General features: G+C 70.5%; 18 protein-coding genes and 1 tRNA gene. 7 read left to right on the top strand and 12 right to left on the bottom strand.

Going from position 1 to position 19,186, the window contains the following annotated elements:
- Nucleotides 1–9: 9 nt before the first annotated feature.
- Nucleotides 10–516 (top strand): DUF3515 family protein, encoded by a 507-nt coding sequence (locus FE256_RS07570; RefSeq protein WP_138174334.1) that lies wholly within the window; start codon nt 10–12, stop codon nt 514–516.
- Nucleotides 517–531: 15 nt separating this feature from the next.
- Here the strand turns inward: FE256_RS07570 and FE256_RS07565 are convergent, their stop codons facing one another.
- From FE256_RS07565 to leuC, 6 genes are all read right to left on the bottom strand, one after another.
- Complete coding sequence (locus tag FE256_RS07565) at nt 532–1,617, bottom strand: D-alanine--D-alanine ligase family protein (RefSeq protein WP_138174332.1); 1,086 nt, start codon at nt 1,615–1,617, stop codon at nt 532–534.
- A complete protein-coding gene (locus FE256_RS07560; RefSeq protein WP_138174330.1) occupies nt 1,517–2,653 on the bottom strand; it encodes an NAD(P)H-dependent glycerol-3-phosphate dehydrogenase in 1,137 nt (378 codons plus the stop codon). The genes FE256_RS07565 and FE256_RS07560 overlap by 101 nt, the downstream gene beginning before the upstream one ends.
- Nucleotides 2,643–3,383: a lysophospholipid acyltransferase family protein gene (locus tag FE256_RS07555; protein ID WP_138174328.1), complete on the bottom strand. Its 741-nt coding sequence runs from the start codon at nt 3,381–3,383 to the stop codon at nt 2,643–2,645. Before FE256_RS07555 ends, FE256_RS07560 begins: the two co-directional genes overlap by 11 nt.
- Before the next feature lie 3 nt (nt 3,384–3,386).
- Nucleotides 3,387–4,760: a UDP-N-acetylglucosamine 1-carboxyvinyltransferase gene (gene murA, locus FE256_RS07550; protein WP_138174326.1), complete on the bottom strand. Its 1,374-nt coding sequence runs from the start codon at nt 4,758–4,760 to the stop codon at nt 3,387–3,389.
- Between the two features lie 63 nt (nt 4,761–4,823).
- The gene (leuD, locus tag FE256_RS07545; protein ID WP_138174324.1) at nt 4,824–5,420 is read right to left on the bottom strand and encodes a 3-isopropylmalate dehydratase small subunit; all 597 of its coding nucleotides are present in this window, start codon (nt 5,418–5,420) and stop codon (nt 4,824–4,826) included.
- A 1-nt stretch (nt 5,421) separates the two neighbouring features.
- Nucleotides 5,422–6,903 (bottom strand): 3-isopropylmalate dehydratase large subunit, encoded by a 1,482-nt coding sequence (gene leuC / locus FE256_RS07540; protein WP_138174322.1) that lies wholly within the window; start codon nt 6,901–6,903, stop codon nt 5,422–5,424.
- Nucleotides 6,904–7,136: 233 nt separating this feature from the next.
- Between leuC and FE256_RS07535 the strand changes: the two genes are divergently transcribed.
- Together FE256_RS07535 and FE256_RS07530 are read left to right on the top strand one after the other, a co-directional pair.
- The gene (locus FE256_RS07535) at nt 7,137–8,462 is read left to right on the top strand and encodes an O-acetylhomoserine aminocarboxypropyltransferase/cysteine synthase family protein (protein ID WP_138174320.1); all 1,326 of its coding nucleotides are present in this window, start codon (nt 7,137–7,139) and stop codon (nt 8,460–8,462) included.
- Nucleotides 8,459–9,772, top strand: a complete 1,314-nt coding sequence (locus tag FE256_RS07530) for an LLM class flavin-dependent oxidoreductase (RefSeq protein WP_138174318.1) — start codon at nt 8,459–8,461, stop codon at nt 9,770–9,772. The genes FE256_RS07535 and FE256_RS07530 overlap by 4 nt, the downstream gene beginning before the upstream one ends.
- Nucleotides 9,773–9,802: 30 nt before the next feature.
- On the opposite strand, the gene FE256_RS07525 is transcribed toward FE256_RS07530, so the two are convergent.
- Entirely contained in the window at nt 9,803–10,867 is a 1,065-nt protein-coding gene (locus FE256_RS07525) for a TerC family protein (RefSeq protein WP_138174316.1), read from the bottom strand.
- Between the two features lie 154 nt (nt 10,868–11,021).
- On the opposite strand from FE256_RS07525, the gene FE256_RS07520 reads away from it, so the two are divergent.
- Nucleotides 11,022–11,576, top strand: a complete 555-nt coding sequence (locus tag FE256_RS07520) for an RNA polymerase sigma factor (RefSeq protein WP_138174314.1) — start codon at nt 11,022–11,024, stop codon at nt 11,574–11,576.
- Nucleotides 11,573–12,628, top strand: a complete 1,056-nt coding sequence (locus FE256_RS07515) for a DUF4349 domain-containing protein (protein WP_138174312.1) — start codon at nt 11,573–11,575, stop codon at nt 12,626–12,628. Before FE256_RS07520 ends, FE256_RS07515 begins: the two co-directional genes overlap by 4 nt.
- Nucleotides 12,629–12,746: 118 nt before the next feature.
- Here FE256_RS07515 and FE256_RS07510 read toward each other — a convergent pair.
- Nucleotides 12,747–12,822: transfer RNA gene (locus FE256_RS07510), tRNA-Glu, on the bottom strand.
- A gap of 206 nt (nt 12,823–13,028) precedes the next feature.
- Between FE256_RS07510 and FE256_RS07505 the strand changes: the two genes are divergently transcribed.
- The gene (locus FE256_RS07505) at nt 13,029–13,667 is read left to right on the top strand and encodes an MBL fold metallo-hydrolase (RefSeq protein ID WP_138174310.1); all 639 of its coding nucleotides are present in this window, start codon (nt 13,029–13,031) and stop codon (nt 13,665–13,667) included.
- A 145-nt stretch (nt 13,668–13,812) separates the two neighbouring features.
- On the opposite strand, the gene FE256_RS07500 is transcribed toward FE256_RS07505, so the two are convergent.
- Genes FE256_RS07500 through FE256_RS07485 form a run of 4 tightly spaced genes read right to left on the bottom strand, consistent with a single transcriptional unit; the run spans nt 13,813 to nt 17,944 of the window.
- Complete coding sequence (locus FE256_RS07500) at nt 13,813–14,082, bottom strand: HPr family phosphocarrier protein (protein ID WP_055954014.1); 270 nt, start codon at nt 14,080–14,082, stop codon at nt 13,813–13,815.
- 27 nt (nt 14,083–14,109) lie between these two features.
- Nucleotides 14,110–16,176, bottom strand: coding sequence for a PTS fructose transporter subunit IIABC (locus FE256_RS07495; RefSeq protein ID WP_138174308.1), 2,067 nt, complete (start codon nt 16,174–16,176; stop codon nt 14,110–14,112).
- Nucleotides 16,177–16,196: 20 nt separating this feature from the next.
- Complete coding sequence (locus FE256_RS07490; RefSeq protein ID WP_138174306.1) at nt 16,197–17,162, bottom strand: 1-phosphofructokinase family hexose kinase; 966 nt, start codon at nt 17,160–17,162, stop codon at nt 16,197–16,199.
- Nucleotides 17,159–17,944: a DeoR/GlpR family DNA-binding transcription regulator gene (locus FE256_RS07485; protein WP_171024250.1), complete on the bottom strand. Its 786-nt coding sequence runs from the start codon at nt 17,942–17,944 to the stop codon at nt 17,159–17,161. Before FE256_RS07485 ends, FE256_RS07490 begins: the two co-directional genes overlap by 4 nt.
- Nucleotides 17,945–18,132: 188 nt before the next feature.
- On the opposite strand from FE256_RS07485, the gene FE256_RS07480 reads away from it, so the two are divergent.
- A complete protein-coding gene (locus tag FE256_RS07480) occupies nt 18,133–19,179 on the top strand; it encodes an ABC transporter substrate-binding protein (RefSeq protein WP_138174304.1) in 1,047 nt (348 codons plus the stop codon).
- Nucleotides 19,180–19,186: the final 7 nt, after the last annotated feature.

The following is a 19,186-nucleotide window of genomic DNA, read 5'->3' as shown; positions in this document are numbered from 1 at the left end:
CCTGGAGGGGTGCCCCGCTCCTTTCGCTCCCTCGCGCTGATCGCCGTTCTCGCTCTGCTGCCGGGACTCGCCGCGTGCAGCACGACGGTCGCGATGCAGCCGGCCAAGGGCGCGAACGACCCCGCGTGCGCCGAGATCATCTCGCGCCTGCCCCAGAGCATCTCGGGCCAGGAGCGCCGCTGGACCGACGCGCAGGCGACCGGGGCCTGGGGCGATCCGGCGAGCATCCTCCTCACGTGCGGGCTCGAGGCACCCGGACCCTCGACGCTCCCCTGCCGCCCGTTCGACGGCGTGGATTGGCTCGTCGACGAGTCGCAGGCCGACCAGAACCGGTACACGCTCACGACGTTCGGGCGGGAGCCCGCCGTGCAGATCTACCTCGATTACGCCGAGGCGAGCAGCGCCGACATCGCTCAGGCCCTCGCGCCACTCATCCGCGACTACCTGCCCGCGACCGGATCGGTGTGCAGTTCGGCATCCGACCTGCAGACGCCGACGCCGACGCCCGCACCGTAAGCCTCTCGGGGCGCGTCAGTCTCGACCGAGGGCGGCGTCGAGGAGGTCGCTGATCAGATCGGGGTAGGACAGCCCCGAGGCGATCCAGCACGTGGGGAACATCGAGATCGGGGTGAACCCCGGCATCGTGTTGACCTCGTTGACGTAGAACTCCGTCCCCGTGTAGAAGAAGTCGACCCGCGCGAGTCCCTCGCCGCCGAGCGCCTCGAACGCCTGCGCCGCGATCCGCTGCATCTCGGCGAGCTCACCGTCGCGCAGGTCGGCGGGGCACACGAGGTCGACACCGGGGGCGTCGAGGTACTTCGCCTCGAAGTCGTAGAACTCCCGACCCGTGACGACGATCTCGCCGGCCACGCTCACGCGCACCGGTCCGCCGTCGCGGCCGGGCAGCACGCCGCACTCCAGCTCGCGGCCCACGATGGCCTGCTCGACCAGGACCAGACGGTCCTCGGCGAACGCCGTCTCGAGGGCGGCATCCAGATCTTCCCAGCGAGAGACCTTCGTCACGCCGACGCTCGAGCCCGCTTCGTTCGGCTTGACGAACACCGGCAGGTCGAGCGCGCGGATGCGCCGCTCCCACAGGTCGCGATCGCGCGTGAGATCCGCGCGCGTCACGGCGACCCACGGCACCACCGGCACGCCGGCCGAACGCAGCACGCGCTTGGTCACGTGCTTGTTCATGCCGATCGCCGACATGAGCACGCCGCCGCCGGCGTACGGGATGCCGAGGAGCTCGAGGAGTCCCTGGACCGTGCCGTCCTCGCCGAAGCGGCCATGCAGGATCGGCAGGACGACGTCGACCTCGCCGAGGGAGCGCTCGCCCGCGGCATCCGTCACGGTCCACTCGCGTGAGAGCACCGACTCCGGCAGACGCACGCGGCTGCCGTTGTCGACGACCTCGGGGAGGGCGTCGGGGATGAGCGCGAACTTGTCGGGGTCGTCGTCTTCGAGGACGAACGCACCGTCACGCGTGATCCCGACCGGGATCACGCGGAAGCGCTCACGATCGATCGCCCGCAGCACCCCTCCCGCCGTGGCGGAACTGATCGAATGCTCGCTGGAGCGCCCGCCGAAGAGCACCACCACCGCCGGTCTGGTCATTCTGCGTCCTCTCGCCCTGCGGCTGGTCGTCGTCGGTCGTGAGATGGGGCGCGATGTCGCGCGGATCCATGGTGCCGTCGAGCACCATCTTCACCTGGCGCACGATCGGCATGTCGACGCCGACCTCGCGCGCGAGCTGCAGAACCGGGGCGACGGATGCCAAGCCCTCGGCGGTCTGCTGCATCTGCTTGACCACGTCCTGATAGCCGTAGCCCTGGCCGAGCAGGCGCCCGGCGGTGTTGTTGCGGCTGAGCGGCGACTGGCACGTGGCGATGAGGTCGCCGAGGCCCGCGAGCCCCTGCAGCGTCTCGGGCTGGGCGCCCTGTGCCACCGCGAAGTCCGTCATCTCGACCAGTCCGCGCGTGATGATCGAGGCCTTGGTGTTCTCGCCGTACCCGACGCCGTCGACGATGCCGATCGCGACCGCGATCAGGTTCTTCAGCACACCGCCGAATTCGGTACCGATGACGTCGGTGTTCACGAAGGACCGGAAGTAGCGGTTGCGCGCGCGCCGGGCCACGGCCTCGGCCGTCTCGGGGCTCAAGGAGCTGATGACGGCGGCCGTCGGCTGCTCGCGCGCGATCTCGAGCGCGAGGTTCGGGCCGGATGCCACCGCGACGCGGCTCGGGTCGCACAGGAGCACCTGTTCGATGACCTGGCTCATCCGCAGCCCGGACGACTTCTCGACGCCCTTCATCAACGACACGATCGGCGCGTCGGTGTGCGAGACGAGCGGCTTCACGGCAGCGAGGTTCTCGCGCAGCGCCTGGCTCGGGATCGACAGGTACACCTGCTCCGCGCCGTCGAGGGCTTCCGCGAGGCTCGTGGTCGCGGTCATCGTGCGCGGGAGGTTGATCCCGGACAGGTACCGGCTGTTGCGCTTGGACTCGGTGATCTCGGCGGCCAACTCGGGCCGACGGGCCCACATCACGACGGACGCCCCGCCGTCGGCGAGGATCTTGCCGAAGGTCGTGCCCCAGCTGCCCGCACCGATGACGGCGACCTTGGGCCCGGGGGCCTCGCTCTTACGACTCAAGGCGCCCCGTTTCGTTCTGCCCGTGCTGCGACGGGTTCCAGCGCTCAGCCGGTGCGGGAAGACCGCGCAGTCCCGACAGCATCTCGGCGATGCGCGCCATGAGCGTATCGGTGGCGCGCGTCAGGGTCGCCGGCTGCGAGGGAGTGGCCAGATGCTCGGACAGATCGATCGCCGGGCCGAACTCGACGATCACGCGCGAGCGGCGCGGGAAGCGCAGCTTGCCGTAGCGCGGAAGGATCTCCTGCACGCCCCACTGCGCCATCGGGATCAACGGCAGGTCGCCGCCGAGGGCGAGGCGGACCGCACCGGTCTTGCCGCGCATGGGCCACAGCTCCGGGTCGCGGGTGAGCGTCCCCTCGGGGTAGACGATCACGCCGCGGCCGTCGCGGGCGATCTCTTGAGCGGCCGTGATCGACTGGTTGGCGCTCGTCGAGGCCCGGGGCACCGGGACCATGCCCGTCGCGCGGAGCGCGGCCCCGAGCACCGGCACGCGGAACAGACTCTCTTTTGCGAGGAAGCGCGGCGCGCGTCCGGCGCGCCACACGGCCACCGCGACCACGAGCGGGTCGAACTCCGAATTGTGGTTGGGGGCGAGCACGTACGCGCCGTCGCGCGGAAGGTTCTCGACGCCGCGCATCTCGATCCGCGCGAACAGGCCCACCAGCGGCACCACGATCGCGGCGAGAGGCCAGAAGGCGCTCGGCCGGCTCTTCTCCGGAGAGACCGCCACGGGTCAGCCCACGACGTCGAAGTCAGCGTCGAGAGCGGTCAGCTTCTCGAGGAACTTCTCGTATCCACGGCGGATGATGCCGATGTTGCGCACCGTCGACTCGCCCTCGGCAGCCAGAGCCGCGATGACGTAGCTGTAGCCTCCGCGCAGGTCGGGCACCTCGACGTCGGCGCCGTGCAGGGGCGTCGGGCCGGTGATCACGGCGGCCTGCTCGAGGTCGCGTCGCGGCACGCGCCGGTCGGCGCTGTCCAGGCCCGTCGGGTGCACGACGATGTCGGCCCCCATCTTGTTGAGCGCCTGGGTGAAGCCGAGGCGGTTCTCGTACACCGTCTCGTGCACGGTCGAGACGCCGTGGGCCTGCGTCAGGGCGACGATGAGCGGCTGCTGCCAGTCGGTCATGAAGCCGGGGTGCACGTCGGTCTCGACCATGACGGGCTTGAGGTCGCCGCCACGGCGGAACAGGATGCCGTCCTCGCGCACGTCGAACCAGCCGCCGGCCTTGCGGAAGACGTTGAGGAACGTCAGCATGTCCTGCTGGCGCGCGCCCTTGGCGAAGATCTCACCGTCGGTGGCCAGGGCCGCACAGGCCCACGAAGCGGCCTCGTTGCGGTCGAAGATCGCGCGGTGGTCGTAGCCGTCGAGACGGTCGACACCCTCGATGAAGATGACGCGGTTGGGCTCGTACGAGATGATCGCGCCCATCTTCTGCAGCACCGCGATGAGATCCATGATCTCGGGCTCGATCGCGGCGTTGCGAAGCTCCGTGACGCCCTTCGCGCGCACCGCGGTGAGCAGGACCTGCTCGGTCGCGCCCACGCTCGGGTACGGCAGCGTGATGTTGGCGCCGTGCAGCCCGTTCGGGGCGGTGATGCGGATGCCCTCGTAGCTCTTGTCGACGACGGCACCGAACGCGCGGAGCGCATCCATGTGGAAGTTGATCGGACGGTCGCCGATGCGGCATCCGCCGAGGTCGGGGATGAGCGCCTCACCGAGGAGGTGCAGGAGCGGTCCGCAGAAGAGGATCGGGATGCGCGACGCGCCGGCGTGGGCGTCGATCTCTTCGAAGTGCGCGGCGACCGCGCCCGAGGGGTCGAGGTGGAGCGTTCCCTCTTCGTCCCCTTCGGTCACGGTGACGCCGTGCACCTCGAGGAGCGAGCGCACGACCTTGACGTCGCTGATCATCGGGACGTCGCGCAGCGTGCTGGTGGTGTCGCCGAGGAGCGCCGCCACCATCGCCTTCGTGACGAGGTTCTTGGCCCCCTTGACCTCGACCGTCCCGCGCAACGGGCGTCCGCCGCGGATCACGAGGGTCTCGGCCGCTTCCCAGTCCGGCTGTCCGGGGATCTGGTCTCCGGAATCGGTGACGAGTGTGCTCATAGGGGGGTGGACCTCACTTCGTGGACGAGGGGCGGCGGAACGGCCCGATCGGACCGGCCGGGCTTAGCGGACCGGAAGGGTCCGCGGCCGCCATGCCTCGCGGCGCGCCTCGAACTGCGCGATCTTGTCTTCGTCACGCAGAGTGAGCCCGATGTCGTCGAGCCCTTCGAGAAGCCGCCACCTAGTGTAATCGTCGATCTCGAACGAGACTCGGAGGTCGCCGAGCGTGGCGGTCTTGGCCTCGAGGTCGACCGTCATCTCGACGCCCGGCTGCGCCTCGGCCGCCGACCAGAGCCGCTCGACGTCGTCTTCCGAGATCACGCCCGTGACGAGCCCCTGCTTGCCGGAGTTGCCGCGGAAGATGTCCGCGAACTTCGGGCTCAGCACGACGCGGAACCCGTAGTCGCGCAGGGCCCACACGGCGTGTTCGCGGCTGGAGCCGGTGCCGAAGTCGGGGCCGGCGACGAGCACGGATGCCGAGCGGTAGGCGTCCTGGTTCAGCACGAACGCGGGATCCTGGCGCCAGTTGGCGAACAGCGCGTCCTCGAAACCGGTCTTGGTGACGCGCTTGAGGTACACGGCGGGGATGATCTGGTCGGTGTCGACGGCGGACCGCTTCAGCGGCGCGACGATCCCGGTGTGCGTGTGGAACTTCTCCATGTCAGGCCTCCGCCCCGGTCGAAACGGTCTCCGCGGGCAGCGGATCGAGGTCGGCGGGGCTCGAGAGGGTCCCGCGCACCGCGGTCGCCGCTGCCACGAGCGGCGAGACCAGGTGGGTGCGTCCGCCCTTGCCCTGGCGCCCCTCGAAGTTGCGGTTCGACGTCGACGCGCACCGCTCGCCCGGTGCGAGCTGGTCGGGGTTCATGCCCAGGCACATCGAGCAGCCCGCGAAGCGCCACTCGGCCCCGAACGCGGTGAACACCTTGTCCAGACCCTCCGCCTCGGCTTCCAGGCGCACGCGCGCCGAGCCGGGCACGACCATGACACGGACGTTCTCCGCCTTCGTGCGGCCCTGGATGACGGACGCGAACGCCCGCAGGTCTTCGATGCGGCTGTTCGTGCAGGAGCCCATGAAGACGGCATCCACGGGGATGTCCTTCATCGGGGTCCCGGCCTGCAGGTCCATGTACTCCAGCGCCCGCTCGGCCGCCGCACGCTCGTTCGCGTCGATGATGTCGGCGGGGGTCGGCACGACGTCCGAGAGCGAAACGCCCTGACCGGGGTTCGTGCCCCACGTGACGAAGGGCTCGAGCTCGGCGGCATCCAGGAACACCTCGGCGTCGTAGACGGCGCCCTCGTCGCTGGGGAGCGTGCGCCAGTAGGCGACGGCGTCCTCCCAGTCCTGACCCTGCGGGGCGTGCGGCTTGTCCTTGACGTAGGCGAAGGTCGTCTCGTCGGGGGCGATCATGCCGGCGCGAGCACCGGCTTCGATCGACATGTTGCACATCGTCATGCGCCCCTCCATCGAGAGGGAGCGGATCGCGCTGCCGCGGAACTCCAGGACGTAGCCCTGGCCGCCGTTCGCGCCGATCTTGGCGATGATCGCGAGGATGATGTCCTTCGCGGTGACGCCGGGCTTCAGCTCTCCCTCGACGGTGATCGCCATCGTCTTGAAGGGCTTGAGGGGCAGCGTCTGGGTCGCCAGGACGTGCTCGACCTCGCTCGTGCCGATACCGAAGGCCATGGCCCCGAACGCGCCGTGCGTCGAGGTGTGGCTGTCGCCGCAGACGACGGTGATGCCGGGCATCGTCAGCCCCAGCTGCGGGCCGACGACGTGGACGATCCCCTGCTCCTTGTCGCCCAGCGAGTGGATGCGGACGTCGAACTCGGCGGCGTTGCGGCGCAGCGTCTCGATCTGCGTCCGGCTGGTGAGGTCGGCGATCGGCTTGTCGATGTCGAGCGTCGGGGTGTTGTGGTCCTCGGTCGCGATCGTGAGATCGAGGCGGCGGACCGGGCGGCCCTCGGCGCGCAGGCCGTCGAACGCCTGCGGGCTCGTCACCTCGTGGACCAAGTGGAGGTCGATGTAGATGAGATCGGGCTGACCGTCCTCGCCCTTGACGACCAGGTGGTCGTCCCAGACCTTCTCGGCCAGGGTCCGCGGGCGATCGGGAATGTGGATGCCGTCGATCGATGTCGTGCTCATGAGACTTGCGTTTCTCCTCGGATGGGATGTGAGGCCCGCGACGAACTCCGCGACGAGAAAGGCCTAGAACAAGGTCTCGTCGCGGCCGCTAAGGAGGAGGCCGGCGATCCGCACGTCGCCACGATACCACCGGGCCGAGCACGCCCCTCCGCGTAACACGGCGCCGCACGTTTGGGTGGCGGCCGGGTCGCCGTGCGAGCCTGTCGCCACCGCCGTTGGAAGGAGAGTCCCGCATGGGCGCACAGGAAGACACCGGTTTCTCGACCCGTCAGGTGCACGTGGGCTCGTCCGCCGCCCCCGCATCGCCCCGGGCCACGCCCATCTACCTCACGGCGGGCTTCACGTTCTCGGATCTCGACGAGTCGGCAGCCCACTTCTCCACGGGCAGCGGCTTCGGGTACACCCGTACGGGCAACCCCACCGTGCAGGCCGTCGAAGAACGCCTCGCTTCGCTCGAAGGCGGAGACCAGGCGATCCTCGTCTCGAGCGGCCAGGCGGCCGTCACCGTCGCGCTCCTCGGCCTCGCAGGAGCGGGCGACCACCTCGTCGTCTCGGAGCACATCTACGAAGGCACGCGCGGACTGCTCCTGGACAACCTCGCGCGTCTGGGGATCGAGACGACCTTCGTCGACACCGACGACCTCGACGCGTGGCGAGCCGCGATCACCCCGCGCACGAAGGCGCTGTTCGCCGAGACGCTCTCCAATGCCCGCAATCACGTCCTCGACGTCGCCGCCGTCGCTGCGGTCGGCGCGGAGCACGGCATCCCGCTCGTCGTCGACAGCACCTTCACGACGCCGTACCTGCTGCGGCCGATCGAGCACGGCGCGGCCGTCGTGGTGCATTCGGCGAGCAAGTTCCTCGCCGGGCAGGGCGCGGTACTCGGCGGCGTCATCGTCGACGACGGACGCTTCGACGCCGCGGCGTCCGGGCACGTGTTCCCCCACCTCGTCGGCGCCGACCGCCTCGGCGGCGCGAGCTATGCCGAGAAGCACGGGCCCCGGGCGCGCGGAGCGTACTTCCGTGAGAGCGTCGCCCCGCGCTTCGGCCCATCGCCGTCGCCGCTGAACGCCTTCCTCATCGGCCAGGGCGTCGAGACGCTGAGCCTGCGCGTCGAGCGGCAGTCCGCCAACGCGCTCGCGGTCGCCCGGTGGCTCGAGGGGCGTCCCGAGGTCGAGCGCGTCGACTACGTCGGGCTCCCCTCCCACCCGCATCACGAGCTGGGGCGGCGCTACCTCACGCGCGGGAGCGGCTCGGTGTTCACCGTGACCCTCCGCGGCGGGCTCGAGGCGGCGCGGCACGTCGTGCAATCGGTGCGTCTGATCACGCACATGACCCACCTCGGCGACGTGCGCTCGCTCGTCCTGCACCCCCAGAGCACCAGCCACGCGGGCCGCACCGTGGCCGAACGCGAGCGGGCCGGAGTCTTCCCGGGGACGATCCGCCTCTCGATCGGCATCGAGGACATCGACGACATCCTCGCCGACCTCGCGCAGGCCCTGGACGGGATCGTCTCGGCGACCCGAGCCGGCGACGTGCGAGAGGTCGTGGTCCTGTGAGCCGTCTGCAGCACTTCGGGTGGTTCCTCGCTCGCGGATTCGGCCCGCACGGCTGGGGGCACCCGTACTTGCGGTGGAACCACCGCTGGACCGAACCCGGTCTGTACCAGGACTCCGCGCGCACGCTCGAGCAGGCCGGGTTCGACCTGCTCATCATCGAGGACGCGCCGTCGCTCGGCAGCGCCGAGACGATCGATCTCCGCGTCCGGCACGCCTTCGGTGGCCCCAAGCACGATCCGCTTCTGCTGGCCCCCTACCTCTTCGCGGCGACCCGGCACCTCGGCGTCGTGCCGACGGTCAACCCGGCCGCGTACCTCCCGTACACCGCCGCCCGGCAGTTCGCCACGCTCCAGCACTTGAGCGGCCACCGCCTCGGACTCAACGTCGTGACCGACACCGGCAGCGCGCGACACTTCTCCACGGCACCGCAGCTCGGCCACGACGCCGCGTACGACCGCGCCGAGGAATGGCTCGACGGGCTGCGGACGCTCTGGCGCAGCTGGGGTGAGGGCGCGCTCGTCGAGGACGAGGAGTCCGGCGTGTACGCCGACGGCACGCGCCTCGCCGCGGCGCAGCACCGCGGCGAGTACTTCGGCTTCGACGGCCCGCTGAACGCGGTGCCGTTCACCGACGGCGAGCCCGCGATCGTCTCGCCCGGTGGCTCCGGCCGCGGACTGGCGTTCGCCGGCGCGAACTCCGACGTCCAGTTGGCGCTCGCGCCCCTCGACGAGCAGAGCATCCGCGCCTATCGCGGACGCATCCACGCCGCCGCCGAAGCCGCCGGACGTTCGCCCCACGACATCAAGATCCTCTTCGCCATCCAGCCGGTGCTCGTGTCGTCGGCGGAGGAAGCCGACCGGCTCGTCGCGGCATCCGCTCACCCCGACGAGGCCGCGCTGTCGGCCATCGCCCGCAAGCAGTCCAGCGACCTCGAAACCGACCTCACCGGGCTGGACCTCGACGCCCCGCTGGACCGGGCGATCTTCGGCGAGCACGTGTCCGAGGGCAGCATCCGACGACTGGTCGGGGCGCACGAGCCCGACGCGCCGCTCCGCGCGATCCTCGCCGCGCACGCCCGCCTGGGGCGACTGAGCGACGGGTCCGGTTTCGTCGGCACGGCCGACGAGTTCGCGGACCGCATCGAGCAGCTCGGCGACTGGGGCAACGACGGAGTGCTGCTGTGGGGCGATCTGCACCCCGTCACCGTGCACCGAGTGCTCGACGACCTCGTGCCGATCCTGCGGCGCCGCGGCATCCTGCGCGAGGAATACGTCGAGGGCGGCCTGCGCGGCAACCTGCACGCGTTCTGACCGGCGACGCCGCGCTCCGCGCACAGAACCTCAGTCGCGGTCCGGCTGCTCCACCGTCGGAGGCGTGCCCTTCTCGTCGGCGACCCGCGCGGCCGCATCCCGCGGGCCGGCCGCGGCGGGTTCGCGACGCGAAACGACGAGGCTCGCGATCGTGGCGACCGCCATCGACAGCACGATCACCGCGAGCGAGACCCACGTCGAGATCTCGGGCGCCCACTCGATCGGCTCGCCGCCGTTGAGGAACGGCAGCTCGTTCACGTGCATCGCGTGCAGCACGAGCTTCACGCCGATGAACGCGAGGATGAACGCGATGCCGTAGTGCAGGAACCGCAGACGCTCGAGCAGGTCGCCGAGCAGGAAGTACAGCTGGCGCAGGCCCATGAGGGCGAAGAGGTTTGCCGTGAACACGATGAACGGGCTCTGCGTGATGCCGAAGATCGCCGGGATCGAGTCGATGGCGAACAACAGGTCGGTGACACCGATCGCCGCGAAGACGATGATCATCGGCGTGAAGATGCGCTTGCCGCCCACCCGCGTGAGGACCTTCTTGCCGTCGTAGGTGTCACTGATCGGCAGCACCCGGCGCAGCATCCGGACGACGAGGTTCTCTTTCTGGGTGTCGTCGTCGTGGTCATCGCCGGGGAACGCCTGCCGGATCGCCGTGTAGATAAGGAACGCGCCGAAGAGATAGAAGATCGGGCTGAAGTTCTCGATGATCGTGGCCCCGACGAGGATGAACGCGCCGCGCAGGATCAGGGCGATGATGATGCCCACCATCAGCACTTCCTGCTGATACCGGCGCGGTACCGCGAACTGGCCCATGATCAGGACGAAGACGAAGAGGTTGTCGATCGACAGGCTGTATTCGGTGAGCCAGCCCGCGACGAACTGACCCGCGACCTCTCCCCCGGCCGCGATCGCCAGGACGCCCGCGAAGGCCAGCGCCAGCACGACGTAGAACACCACCCAGAGCGTCGATTCCTTCGGCGAGGGGATGTGGGGTCGCGCGAGGATGATGAGCAGATCCGCGGCCAGGATCAACACCAGCACCACGAGGGTGACGGTCTGGAACACCGGATCCAGCTGCAGCTCCATGGCGGGCCTTTCGTCGGGGGAAACGCTGAAGTCTATCCGCCGGCCCGGGCGCCCGGCATCCCGGCCGACGATCGGCGTGAGACGATCCGGCGCGCGCGGACACCTCTGAGTGAGAGAGTGCTCACACGGGTGCCCGACAGGAAGAACGGATGCCATGACCGACGACGTGATCGACGACAGGGCGCTGGTCGCGCGCGCCGCCGGTGGGTCGGAGGTGGCGTTCCGGGCGCTCTATCGCGCCTACGCGCGGCCGGTGTACTGGATCGCCTTCGGGCTCGTCCACGACGAGAACGACGCGGAGGATGTCGTGCAGGAGACGTTCGTCGTCGCCTGGCGGAAGATCCCGCAGCTTCGACTCGAGGGCGCGTCCCTGCTGCCGTGGCTCGCGACGGTGTGCCGATTGCAGGCGCAGAACCGGCTGCGGTCGCGGCGTCGACACGGAGCGACCGCCGAGCTCGACGAGAGCATCCCCGCGATCGTCGACGTCGAGAAGCAGGTCGTCGAGGCCGAGACGGTCGGAGCGATCCTCGCCGCCGTCGAAGGTCTCGGCGAGCTCGACCGGGAGATCTTCCGACTCTGCGCCGCCGAAGGCTACGGCTATCAAGCGGCGGCGGAGTCCCTGGGGGTGTCCCACGGCACCGTGCGCAACCGCCTCTCCCGCATCCGTTCCCGGGTGCGCGCCACCGCGATGGAGACGGAGACCCCATGACCACGCCCACCCTCCCCCCGCTCCGCGACGACCGGGTGGATGCCATCGAGACCGCCGTCTTCGCCCGGATCGCCGACGAGCGGACCGCACGTCGGCGCCGCCGCCGCGCCGTGTGGACGGGCGTCGGCGCCGCAGCGGCCGTCGTCGTCGTGGCCGCCGTCGTCGGCCCGGCCCTGACGTCGCCGACGAGCACCGGCGGCTCGTCCGTCGTGGGCGTGAGCGAAGCGGGAGGCGCGGCCGTCCCCGGTCTGAGCACCGGCGAATCGGCGGAAGGCCTCCGCGACATGAGCGGTGCCGCGATCTCTGGCGACGCGTCGGCCGCATCCGGCGTCGATGGATCGGCGTCGCGCGACATCGTCGCCACCGGATCGAGCACGGTCGCGGTGGACGACGTCACCGCCGCGATCGCGAAGATCTCGGATGCCGCCACCTCGGCCGGTGGATACGTGGAGTCGTCGCAGCTGGGCGGGGGCATCGGCGTCGTCCCGCTCGACGGCGGGATGTCGCAGCCGACCGCGTCGTCGGCGTGGATCACGGTCCGGGTCCCCGCCGATGCGCTCGCCTCGGTGATGGACGGCCTCTCCGCCGTGGGCGATGTGACGGCGACGAGCGTGAACCGCTCCGACGTCACCGAGCAGACGGTCGACCTCCGGGCTCGCGTCGCCGCCGGCGAGGCATCCGTCGCCCGTCTCACCGAGCTCATGGCGCAGGCCGGGTCGGTGTCCGACCTCATCGCCGCCGAATCCGCGCTCGCGGAGCGGCAGGCGCAGCTCGACTCCGACCGGCAGGTGCTGAACTCCATCGAATCGCAAGTGGCGATGTCGTCGCTCAGCGTTCAGCTGACCGAGCGCTCGCAGACGGTGGCCGCCGACCCCGCCGGCTTCGGCGACGGGCTCGTGGCCGGGTGGAACGGCCTCGTCGCAACACTCAACGGAACCGTGATCGGACTCGGGTTCCTGCTGCCGTGGATCGCCGTGGGCGCGGTGGCTTTCGTGATCGTGTGGGGCGTGCGGCGGCTGATCCGCCGGCGACGCGCGAGCAACGAGGGGTAATCGCCTCGACGCGATCGGATGCCACGTTCACGGCATCCGATTCCGTTCGCGCCCCGTGCGCGGGCGTGCCGACGCAACGAAAGAGCCCCGACCATTCGGTCGAGGCTCTTTCTCATGTTGGTGACCCCAGCGGGATTCGAACCCGCGTTACCGCCGTGAGAGGGCGGCGTACTAGGCCGCTATACGATGGGGCCGCGTCGCAACCGTTCAAGTATGCACTACGGATGCGGCGCACGACAAATCGGGCCGCGAATGACTCGCAGCCCGGGCGTGTCCGGCCCACCGTATCGCGGGACCGGCCCGAAGGGAAGGGCGGACGCAAGACGTTCATCCCCTGGCATCCGGATCGCTCCCCGTCCAGCGGTTGCAGCCTCCCCCGCCGCGGAGTTGACTCGACGGCATGCAGGTCACCAAACACGAACACGCCGCCCTCGTCGTCGCCGAGGCGGGCCACACCCTCGTCATCGACCCCGGCAGCTTCACTTCGCCGCTCGAGGACCTCACGGGCCTCGTCGGCGTCGTCATCACGCACGAGCACCCCGACCACTGGACGCCCGAGCACCTCACCCGCCTGCAGAAGGCGCACCCGGGCGTGCCGATCTACGGCCCGGAAGGCGTGCAGAAGGCCGCCGCCGGCTTCGAGATCGCGGCGGTGAACCCCGGCGACACCCTGGACCTCGCCCCGTTCCACCTGAAGTTCTTCGGCGGCCGCCATGAGGTCATCCACGAGTCGATCCCCGTCGTCGACAACGTCGGCGTGCTCGTCAACGACGCGCTGTACTACCCGGGCGATTCGTACGCCGTTCCGAAGCACACCGAGGTCGCGCTCCTCGCCGCTCCCGTCGGCGCGCCGTGGCTCAAGATCTCCGAGGCGATGGACTTCGTGCTCGCGGTCAAGCCCGCGCGCGCCTTCGCCACCCACGACATGACCCTCTCCGTCGCCGGAAAGCAGATGGGCAACGCCCGCCTTACCTGGGCCGTCGAGCAGAACGGCGGGACCTTCGTCGATCTGCAGCCCGGCGACTCGACCGAGGTCTGAGCCGCACAACTCCGGCAGAACCGGCGTCTGCTGCCCACGACACCCGCGCGGCCGGGTTCCTGCAGGAGTTGTGCCGCCCGCACACGGAAACACCGGATGCCATGACCCCTGGGGCCGTGGCATCCGGTGTTTCGTGCAGAGAGGCTTACTGCGCGTCGAGGTCCGTCTCCAGCAGGGCGACGAGCTCGTCGAGCGCCTGCTCGGCGCCCTCGCCCTCGGCCTTCAGCGTCACGACGGTGCCGTGACCGGCGCCGAGACCCATGAGCGAGAGGATGCTGCCGGCGTTGAGGTCGGCGCCGCCGTCGGCCGAGATGGTGACGGGGATCTTCTTCTCCTGCACGGCCTGCACGAACAGCTTCGCGGGACGGGCGTGGAGTCCGGAGCTGCTGGCGATGGTGGCCTGACGTTCTGCCATGGTGATTCCTTTCGAACCGATGGGGGCTTAGGCGGCGACGGAGGCGGCCGGAGCGGCCTCGGTGACGGCGGAGTCCTGGGTGCGGCGACCGATGCGCTTGAGAGCGACGACGAGCAGCGCCGTCACGACCGTACCCGCCGCGATTGCGAGGGCAAAACCCCAGAACGGGTTGATCGCGAAGAAGACGAACACCCCGCCGTGCGGCGCGTACGACTGCACGGCGAACAGCATGCTGAGGCCTCCCGTGATCGCGCCGCCCACCATCGAGGCGGGGATGACGCGCAGCGGGTCGGCCGCGGCGAACGGGATCGCGCCCTCGGAGATGAAGGAGGCGCCGAGCAGCCACGCGGCCGCACCGTTCTCGCGCTCGACCGGCGTGAACTTGCCCCGGGCCAGGACCGTGGATGCCAGGGCCATCGCGAGCGGCGGCACCATGCCCGCGGCCATGACGGCGGCCATGATCAGGTACGGCGCGGTGTTGGTCTGGGTCGCCGCGGCCAGGCCCGTCGTCGCGAAGACGTACGCGACCTTGTTGACGGGTCCACCGAGGTCGAAGCACATCATGAGGCCGAGGATGACACCGAGCACGATGGCACCGGCGCTCGACGCCGCGAGCGAGGTGAGGCCCTCGGTGAGCGCCGCCATGAGGGCGGCGATCGGGCGGCCGAGGAAGAGGATCATCAAGCCCGAGGCGAAGATCGAGCCGAGGAACGGCACGATGACGACGGGCATCAGTCCGCGCAACCAGCGGGGTGCGTCGAAGCGGCCGAGCCACCACGCGATGAAACCGGCGAGAAGACCGCCGATGATGCCGCCGATGAAGCCGGCGTTCATGAGCACGGCGACGGCACCGGCGACGAAGCCGGGGGCGATACCGGGACGGTCGGCGATCGCGTACGCGATGAAGCCCGCGAGCACGGCGACGATGAAGCCCATCGACGTCGCACCGATCATGAAGGCGACCGAACCGAGGTACTGACCCACCGGTCCGAGCGGCGAGGTGATGCCCTCGGTCGGGAGGTCCCACAGCGAGTTCTGGATGATGACGTTGGCCGCGTTCTGCGTGACCTGGTAACCGCCGAGCAGGAAGCCCAGGGCGATGAGCAGACCGCCACCGGCGACGAACGGGATCATGTAGCTGACACCGGTGAGGAGCCAGCGCTGGATGCGGCGACCCACGGACTGCTGGGCGACGGGGGCGTCCGACGCCGAGGCACCGGCGGCACCGCCCTGCACGCGCGCGGCGTTCGGGTTCTGCGACGCCGCGACGGCCTCGGCGATGAGCTGCTTCGGCTGCTCGATGCCGCGCTTCACACCGGCGCGCACGACGGGCTTGCCCGCGAAGCGCTGGGGCTCGCGGACGTCGACGTCGACGGCGAAGATCACGGCGTCGGCGTCGTCGATGACGCTCTGCGGCAGGGCCTTGTAGCCGCTCGACCCCTGCGGCTCGACGACGAGCTCGACGCCGTCGGCCTCGAGGCCCGCGGCGGTGAGCGCATCGGCGGCCATGAACGTGTGCGCGATGCCGGTGGCGCACGCGGTGACGGCGACGATCTTCGTCGTCTTCGTCGCGGTGGCCGTGCGGGCCTCGGCGCGGGTCGCCGCGGCGGGAGCGGGCGCGGGGGCCTCGGCCGGAGCGGGCGCGGGGGTCACGGCATCCGTGATGATGCGCACCGCGTCGGCGGGGCTCACGGCGGAGCGGAGTCCCGCTGTGAACTCGGGCTTCATGAGGCTGCGGGCGAGCTGCGACAGCACCGCCAGGTGCGCCTCGTCGGCTCCGGCGGGCGCCGCGATGAGGAACACGATGTCGGCGGGCCCGTCGGGAGCACCGAAGTCGACGCCGGGCGTCAGACGGGCGAAGGCGAGCGTCGGCTCGGTGACCGAGGCGCTGCGCGCGTGCGGGATGCCGATGCCGCCGGGGAGTCCGGTCTCGTCCTTCTGTTCGCGGGCCCAGGCGTCGTCGAAGAGCTCCTGCGCACTGGTCGCGCGGCCCTGCGCGACGACGCGCTCGGCCAGAGCACGGATGACCGACTGCTTGTCGGCCCCCAGGGGCGCGTCGAGGCTGACGAGCTCCGGTGTGATGATCTCGGACATTGTCTTGTGACCTTTCGTGGTCAGGATGTTGCGGTGGAGGTGGAGAAAGCGGTCACGGCGATCGGGCCCGAGGGCAGATCCGCCGGTGTCGGGGCCTGCGTCCCCGGCAGGGTCGCCGCAGCTGCGCCGTACGCGATGCTGCGGGCGAGACGGTCGGGGGCGGTCGCCCCTTCGAGGTCGGCGAGCAGGTAGCCGGCGAGCGAGCTGTCGCCCGCGCCGACCGTGCTCGCGACCTGGATCTTGGGGGCGCGTCCCCGCCACGCGCCATCGGCGTCGAAGAGGAGCGCGCCATCGGCACCGAGTGTGACGAGAGCGGATGCCACCCGCTCGGGGACGAGAGCGGCCGCCCGGCGCGTCGCCGCGCCGATCACGTCGTCGTCGACCGCCGCGTCCTCGCCGACCAGTTCGGCGAGCTCTTCGTGGTTCGGCTTGATGAGGTCGGGGCGCGCGGTGGCGACGACCGCGGCCAGGGCCGGGCCCGACGCATCCACGGCGATCCGCGGGGCGACGGAGCCCCAGCGCGCGCGCACCGCGGAGATGAGGTCGGCGTAGAACGTCTCGGGCACACCGGGCGGGAGCGAACCGGCCAGCACGAGCCACGTCGCGCCCTCGGCCGCGCAGACGACGCCGGCGGTGAGCGCGGCCGCCTCGTCCGCCGACAGCTGGGCGCCGGGGAGGTTGAGCTTCGTCGTCTCGCCGAGCGGGTCGGTGATCGTCAGGTTCGCGCGGGCGCGGCCCGCGACGGGCACGATGTCGAGCGCCACGCCGGTGTCGTCGAGCAGCAGTCGGTACGGGTCGTGGTCGTTGACGGGAACGACGGCGCGCGCAGGCGCACCCGCGGCGGAGACGACGCGGGCGACGTTGACACCCTTGCCCCCGGCATCCTCGCGGGAGGAGTCGGCGCGCTGGACCTCACCCGGGACGAGCGGGCCGGGCAGGAGCACGGCCCGGTCGGCCGACGGGTTGGCGGTCAGGGTGACGATCATGCGACACGCACCTCGGCGTCGGCGTCGGCCAGGGCCTGCGCGAGGACGTCGGGAGGGGTGCCGTCGGTGACGAGCACGTCGATCTCATCGAGGCGGGCGAAGCGCACGAGCAGTTCCTCTCCGAATTTGGCGGTATCGGCCACGACGACCACGCGCCGGGCCGCGTGGATGATCGCGGTCTTGACTGCGGCTTCCTCGGGGTCCGGGGTGCTGAGTCCGAAGCCGGCGCTCAGGCCGTTGGTTCCGATGAAGGCGATGTCCGGCCGGAGCTCGCCGATCGAGCGCACCGTGTGCGCGCCGACGGCTGCGGCGGTGACTCCGCGGACCTTCCCGCCGATCACCGTGAGCGAGACGCGATCGTCGCCGGCGAGCAGGTGCGCTGCTTCGAGCGAGTGCGTGACGATCTCGACGCCACCGGCGCCCCCACTGAGGACCTGGGGCAGTTCGGCAGCGACGGCGGCCGGGGTCGTGCCCGCGTCGATGAAGATCGAGCCACGGAACCCGGGGGTGAGCAGCCGGGCGGCCTCGACACCGATCGCGCGCTTCGCCTCACCCTGGCGCAGACGGCGCTCGGACAGGGAGGCCTCGGTCGTGCTGGCGCGGTCGACACCGACGGCGCCGCCGTGGACGCGCCGCAGAGCGCCCGTCCGCTCGAGGCGGTCGAGGTCGCGACGAACGGTCTCGGTGGTGACGTCGAAGCGACGAGCGAGGTCGACGACGCTGACGCGTCCGATCTCGCGCAGTTCGCGCTCGATGAGCTGCTGGCGCTCCATTGCGTACACGGGATCCCCTTCGAAGATTCCCACACGTTACAACACGAAACCACATGAAGCAACAGTGGTTCGTCGCTCAGCTGCCACCCCCGCGCGGCGTTTCGATTTGACCTTCGGGCAGAGAACCAGAAACAGTGAGGTAAGCCTTACCAACATCGATGCGCCGCTCCGGCCCATCGCCCCCACGGAGATTCCGGATGCCACACACCCGCGCCTTTGCTCTGCCCGCTGCTCTGCTCGCGACCGTCGTCGCCCTCACCGGCTGCGGCGCGTCCGAGCCGGTTCCCGAGACGACCGCCGCCGCCGGCGGCGACGGGACGACCACCTACCCGCTGACGCTCGAGAACTGCGGGCGCGAGATCACGGTCGACGCCGCACCCGAGCGTGTCGTCTCGCTCGACCAGAACTCCACCGAGATCCTGCTCTCGCTCGGTCTCGCCGACCGCATGGTGGGCACGGCATCCTGGACGGATCCCGTCCTGGACTCCCTCTCCGACGCCAACGCGCGCGTGCCCCGCCTGGCGGACAACGCCCCCTCGTACGAGGTCGTCCTCGGCGTGGATCCCGACTTCGTCACCGCCTCGTTCGGTCGCCACTTCGCCCAGGGCGGCGTCGCCACACGCGATCGCTTCGAAGAGACCGGCGTCCAGAGCTACCTCTCCCCCACCGACTGCGAGGGCGCGGTGAGCATCAACGGCGGCGGCACGCGCACGATCGCCCTGACCGAAGACGTCCTGTACGGCGAGATCCGCGACCTCGCCGCGATCTTCGACGTGTCGGCGCGCGGCGAGAAGCTCATCGCCTCGCTGAAGGAACGCGCGGCGGCGGCGACGGACGGCGTCGACTTCGGCGGGCGATCGGTGGCCTTCTGGTTCGCCGACACCAAGACGCCCTACATGGCGGGCGGCCTCGGCTCCGCCGCGCTGCTGGCCAAGAGCGCCGACATGACCGGCGTGTTCTCGGATCAGAACGACGACTGGCGTGCGGTGGGCTGGGAAAGCGTCGTCGCCGCCGACCCCGACGTCCTGGTGCTCGGCGACCTGCAGCGCGACCGGTTCCCCGGCGACCGCCTCGACGACAAGATCGCCTTCCTCGAGGGCGATCCCTTGACCTCGACCATGACGGCCGTCCGCGAGAAGCGCTTCCTGGCGCTGCACGGCGCTGAGATGAACCCCTCGATCCGCTTCGTCGACGGACTCGAGAAGATCCGCGCGTGGTGGGACGAGAACCGGAGCACGCTCTGAGCGCCGC

The organism is Microbacterium sp. 5K110, from assembly GCF_005774735.1.
In the GTDB taxonomy this organism is placed as follows: domain Bacteria; phylum Actinomycetota; class Actinomycetes; order Actinomycetales; family Microbacteriaceae; genus Microbacterium.
This window is presented reverse-complemented; position numbering and strand designations above follow the sequence as displayed.

Coding starts and splice junctions, on each gene's coding strand:
- FE256_RS07565 (WP_138174332.1), bottom strand. CDS start 1,617: ATGACCAGACCGGCGGTGGTGGTGCTCTTCGGCGGGCGCTCCAGCGAG.
- murA (WP_138174326.1), bottom strand. CDS start 4,760: ATGAGCACACTCGTCACCGATTCCGGAGACCAGATCCCCGGACAGCCG.
- leuD (WP_138174324.1), bottom strand. CDS start 5,420: ATGGAGAAGTTCCACACGCACACCGGGATCGTCGCGCCGCTGAAGCGG.
- leuC (WP_138174322.1), bottom strand. CDS start 6,903: ATGAGCACGACATCGATCGACGGCATCCACATTCCCGATCGCCCGCGG.
- FE256_RS07535 (WP_138174320.1), top strand. CDS start 7,137: ATGGGCGCACAGGAAGACACCGGTTTCTCGACCCGTCAGGTGCACGTG.
- FE256_RS07525 (WP_138174316.1), bottom strand. CDS start 10,867: ATGGAGCTGCAGCTGGATCCGGTGTTCCAGACCGTCACCCTCGTGGTG.
- FE256_RS07520 (WP_138174314.1), top strand. CDS start 11,022: ATGACCGACGACGTGATCGACGACAGGGCGCTGGTCGCGCGCGCCGCC.
- FE256_RS07515 (WP_138174312.1), top strand. CDS start 11,573: ATGACCACGCCCACCCTCCCCCCGCTCCGCGACGACCGGGTGGATGCC.
- FE256_RS07505 (WP_138174310.1), top strand. CDS start 13,029: ATGCAGGTCACCAAACACGAACACGCCGCCCTCGTCGTCGCCGAGGCG.
- FE256_RS07500 (WP_055954014.1), bottom strand. CDS start 14,082: ATGGCAGAACGTCAGGCCACCATCGCCAGCAGCTCCGGACTCCACGCC.
- FE256_RS07495 (WP_138174308.1), bottom strand. CDS start 16,176: ATGTCCGAGATCATCACACCGGAGCTCGTCAGCCTCGACGCGCCCCTG.
- FE256_RS07490 (WP_138174306.1), bottom strand. CDS start 17,162: ATGATCGTCACCCTGACCGCCAACCCGTCGGCCGACCGGGCCGTGCTC.
- FE256_RS07480 (WP_138174304.1), top strand. CDS start 18,133: ATGCCACACACCCGCGCCTTTGCTCTGCCCGCTGCTCTGCTCGCGACC.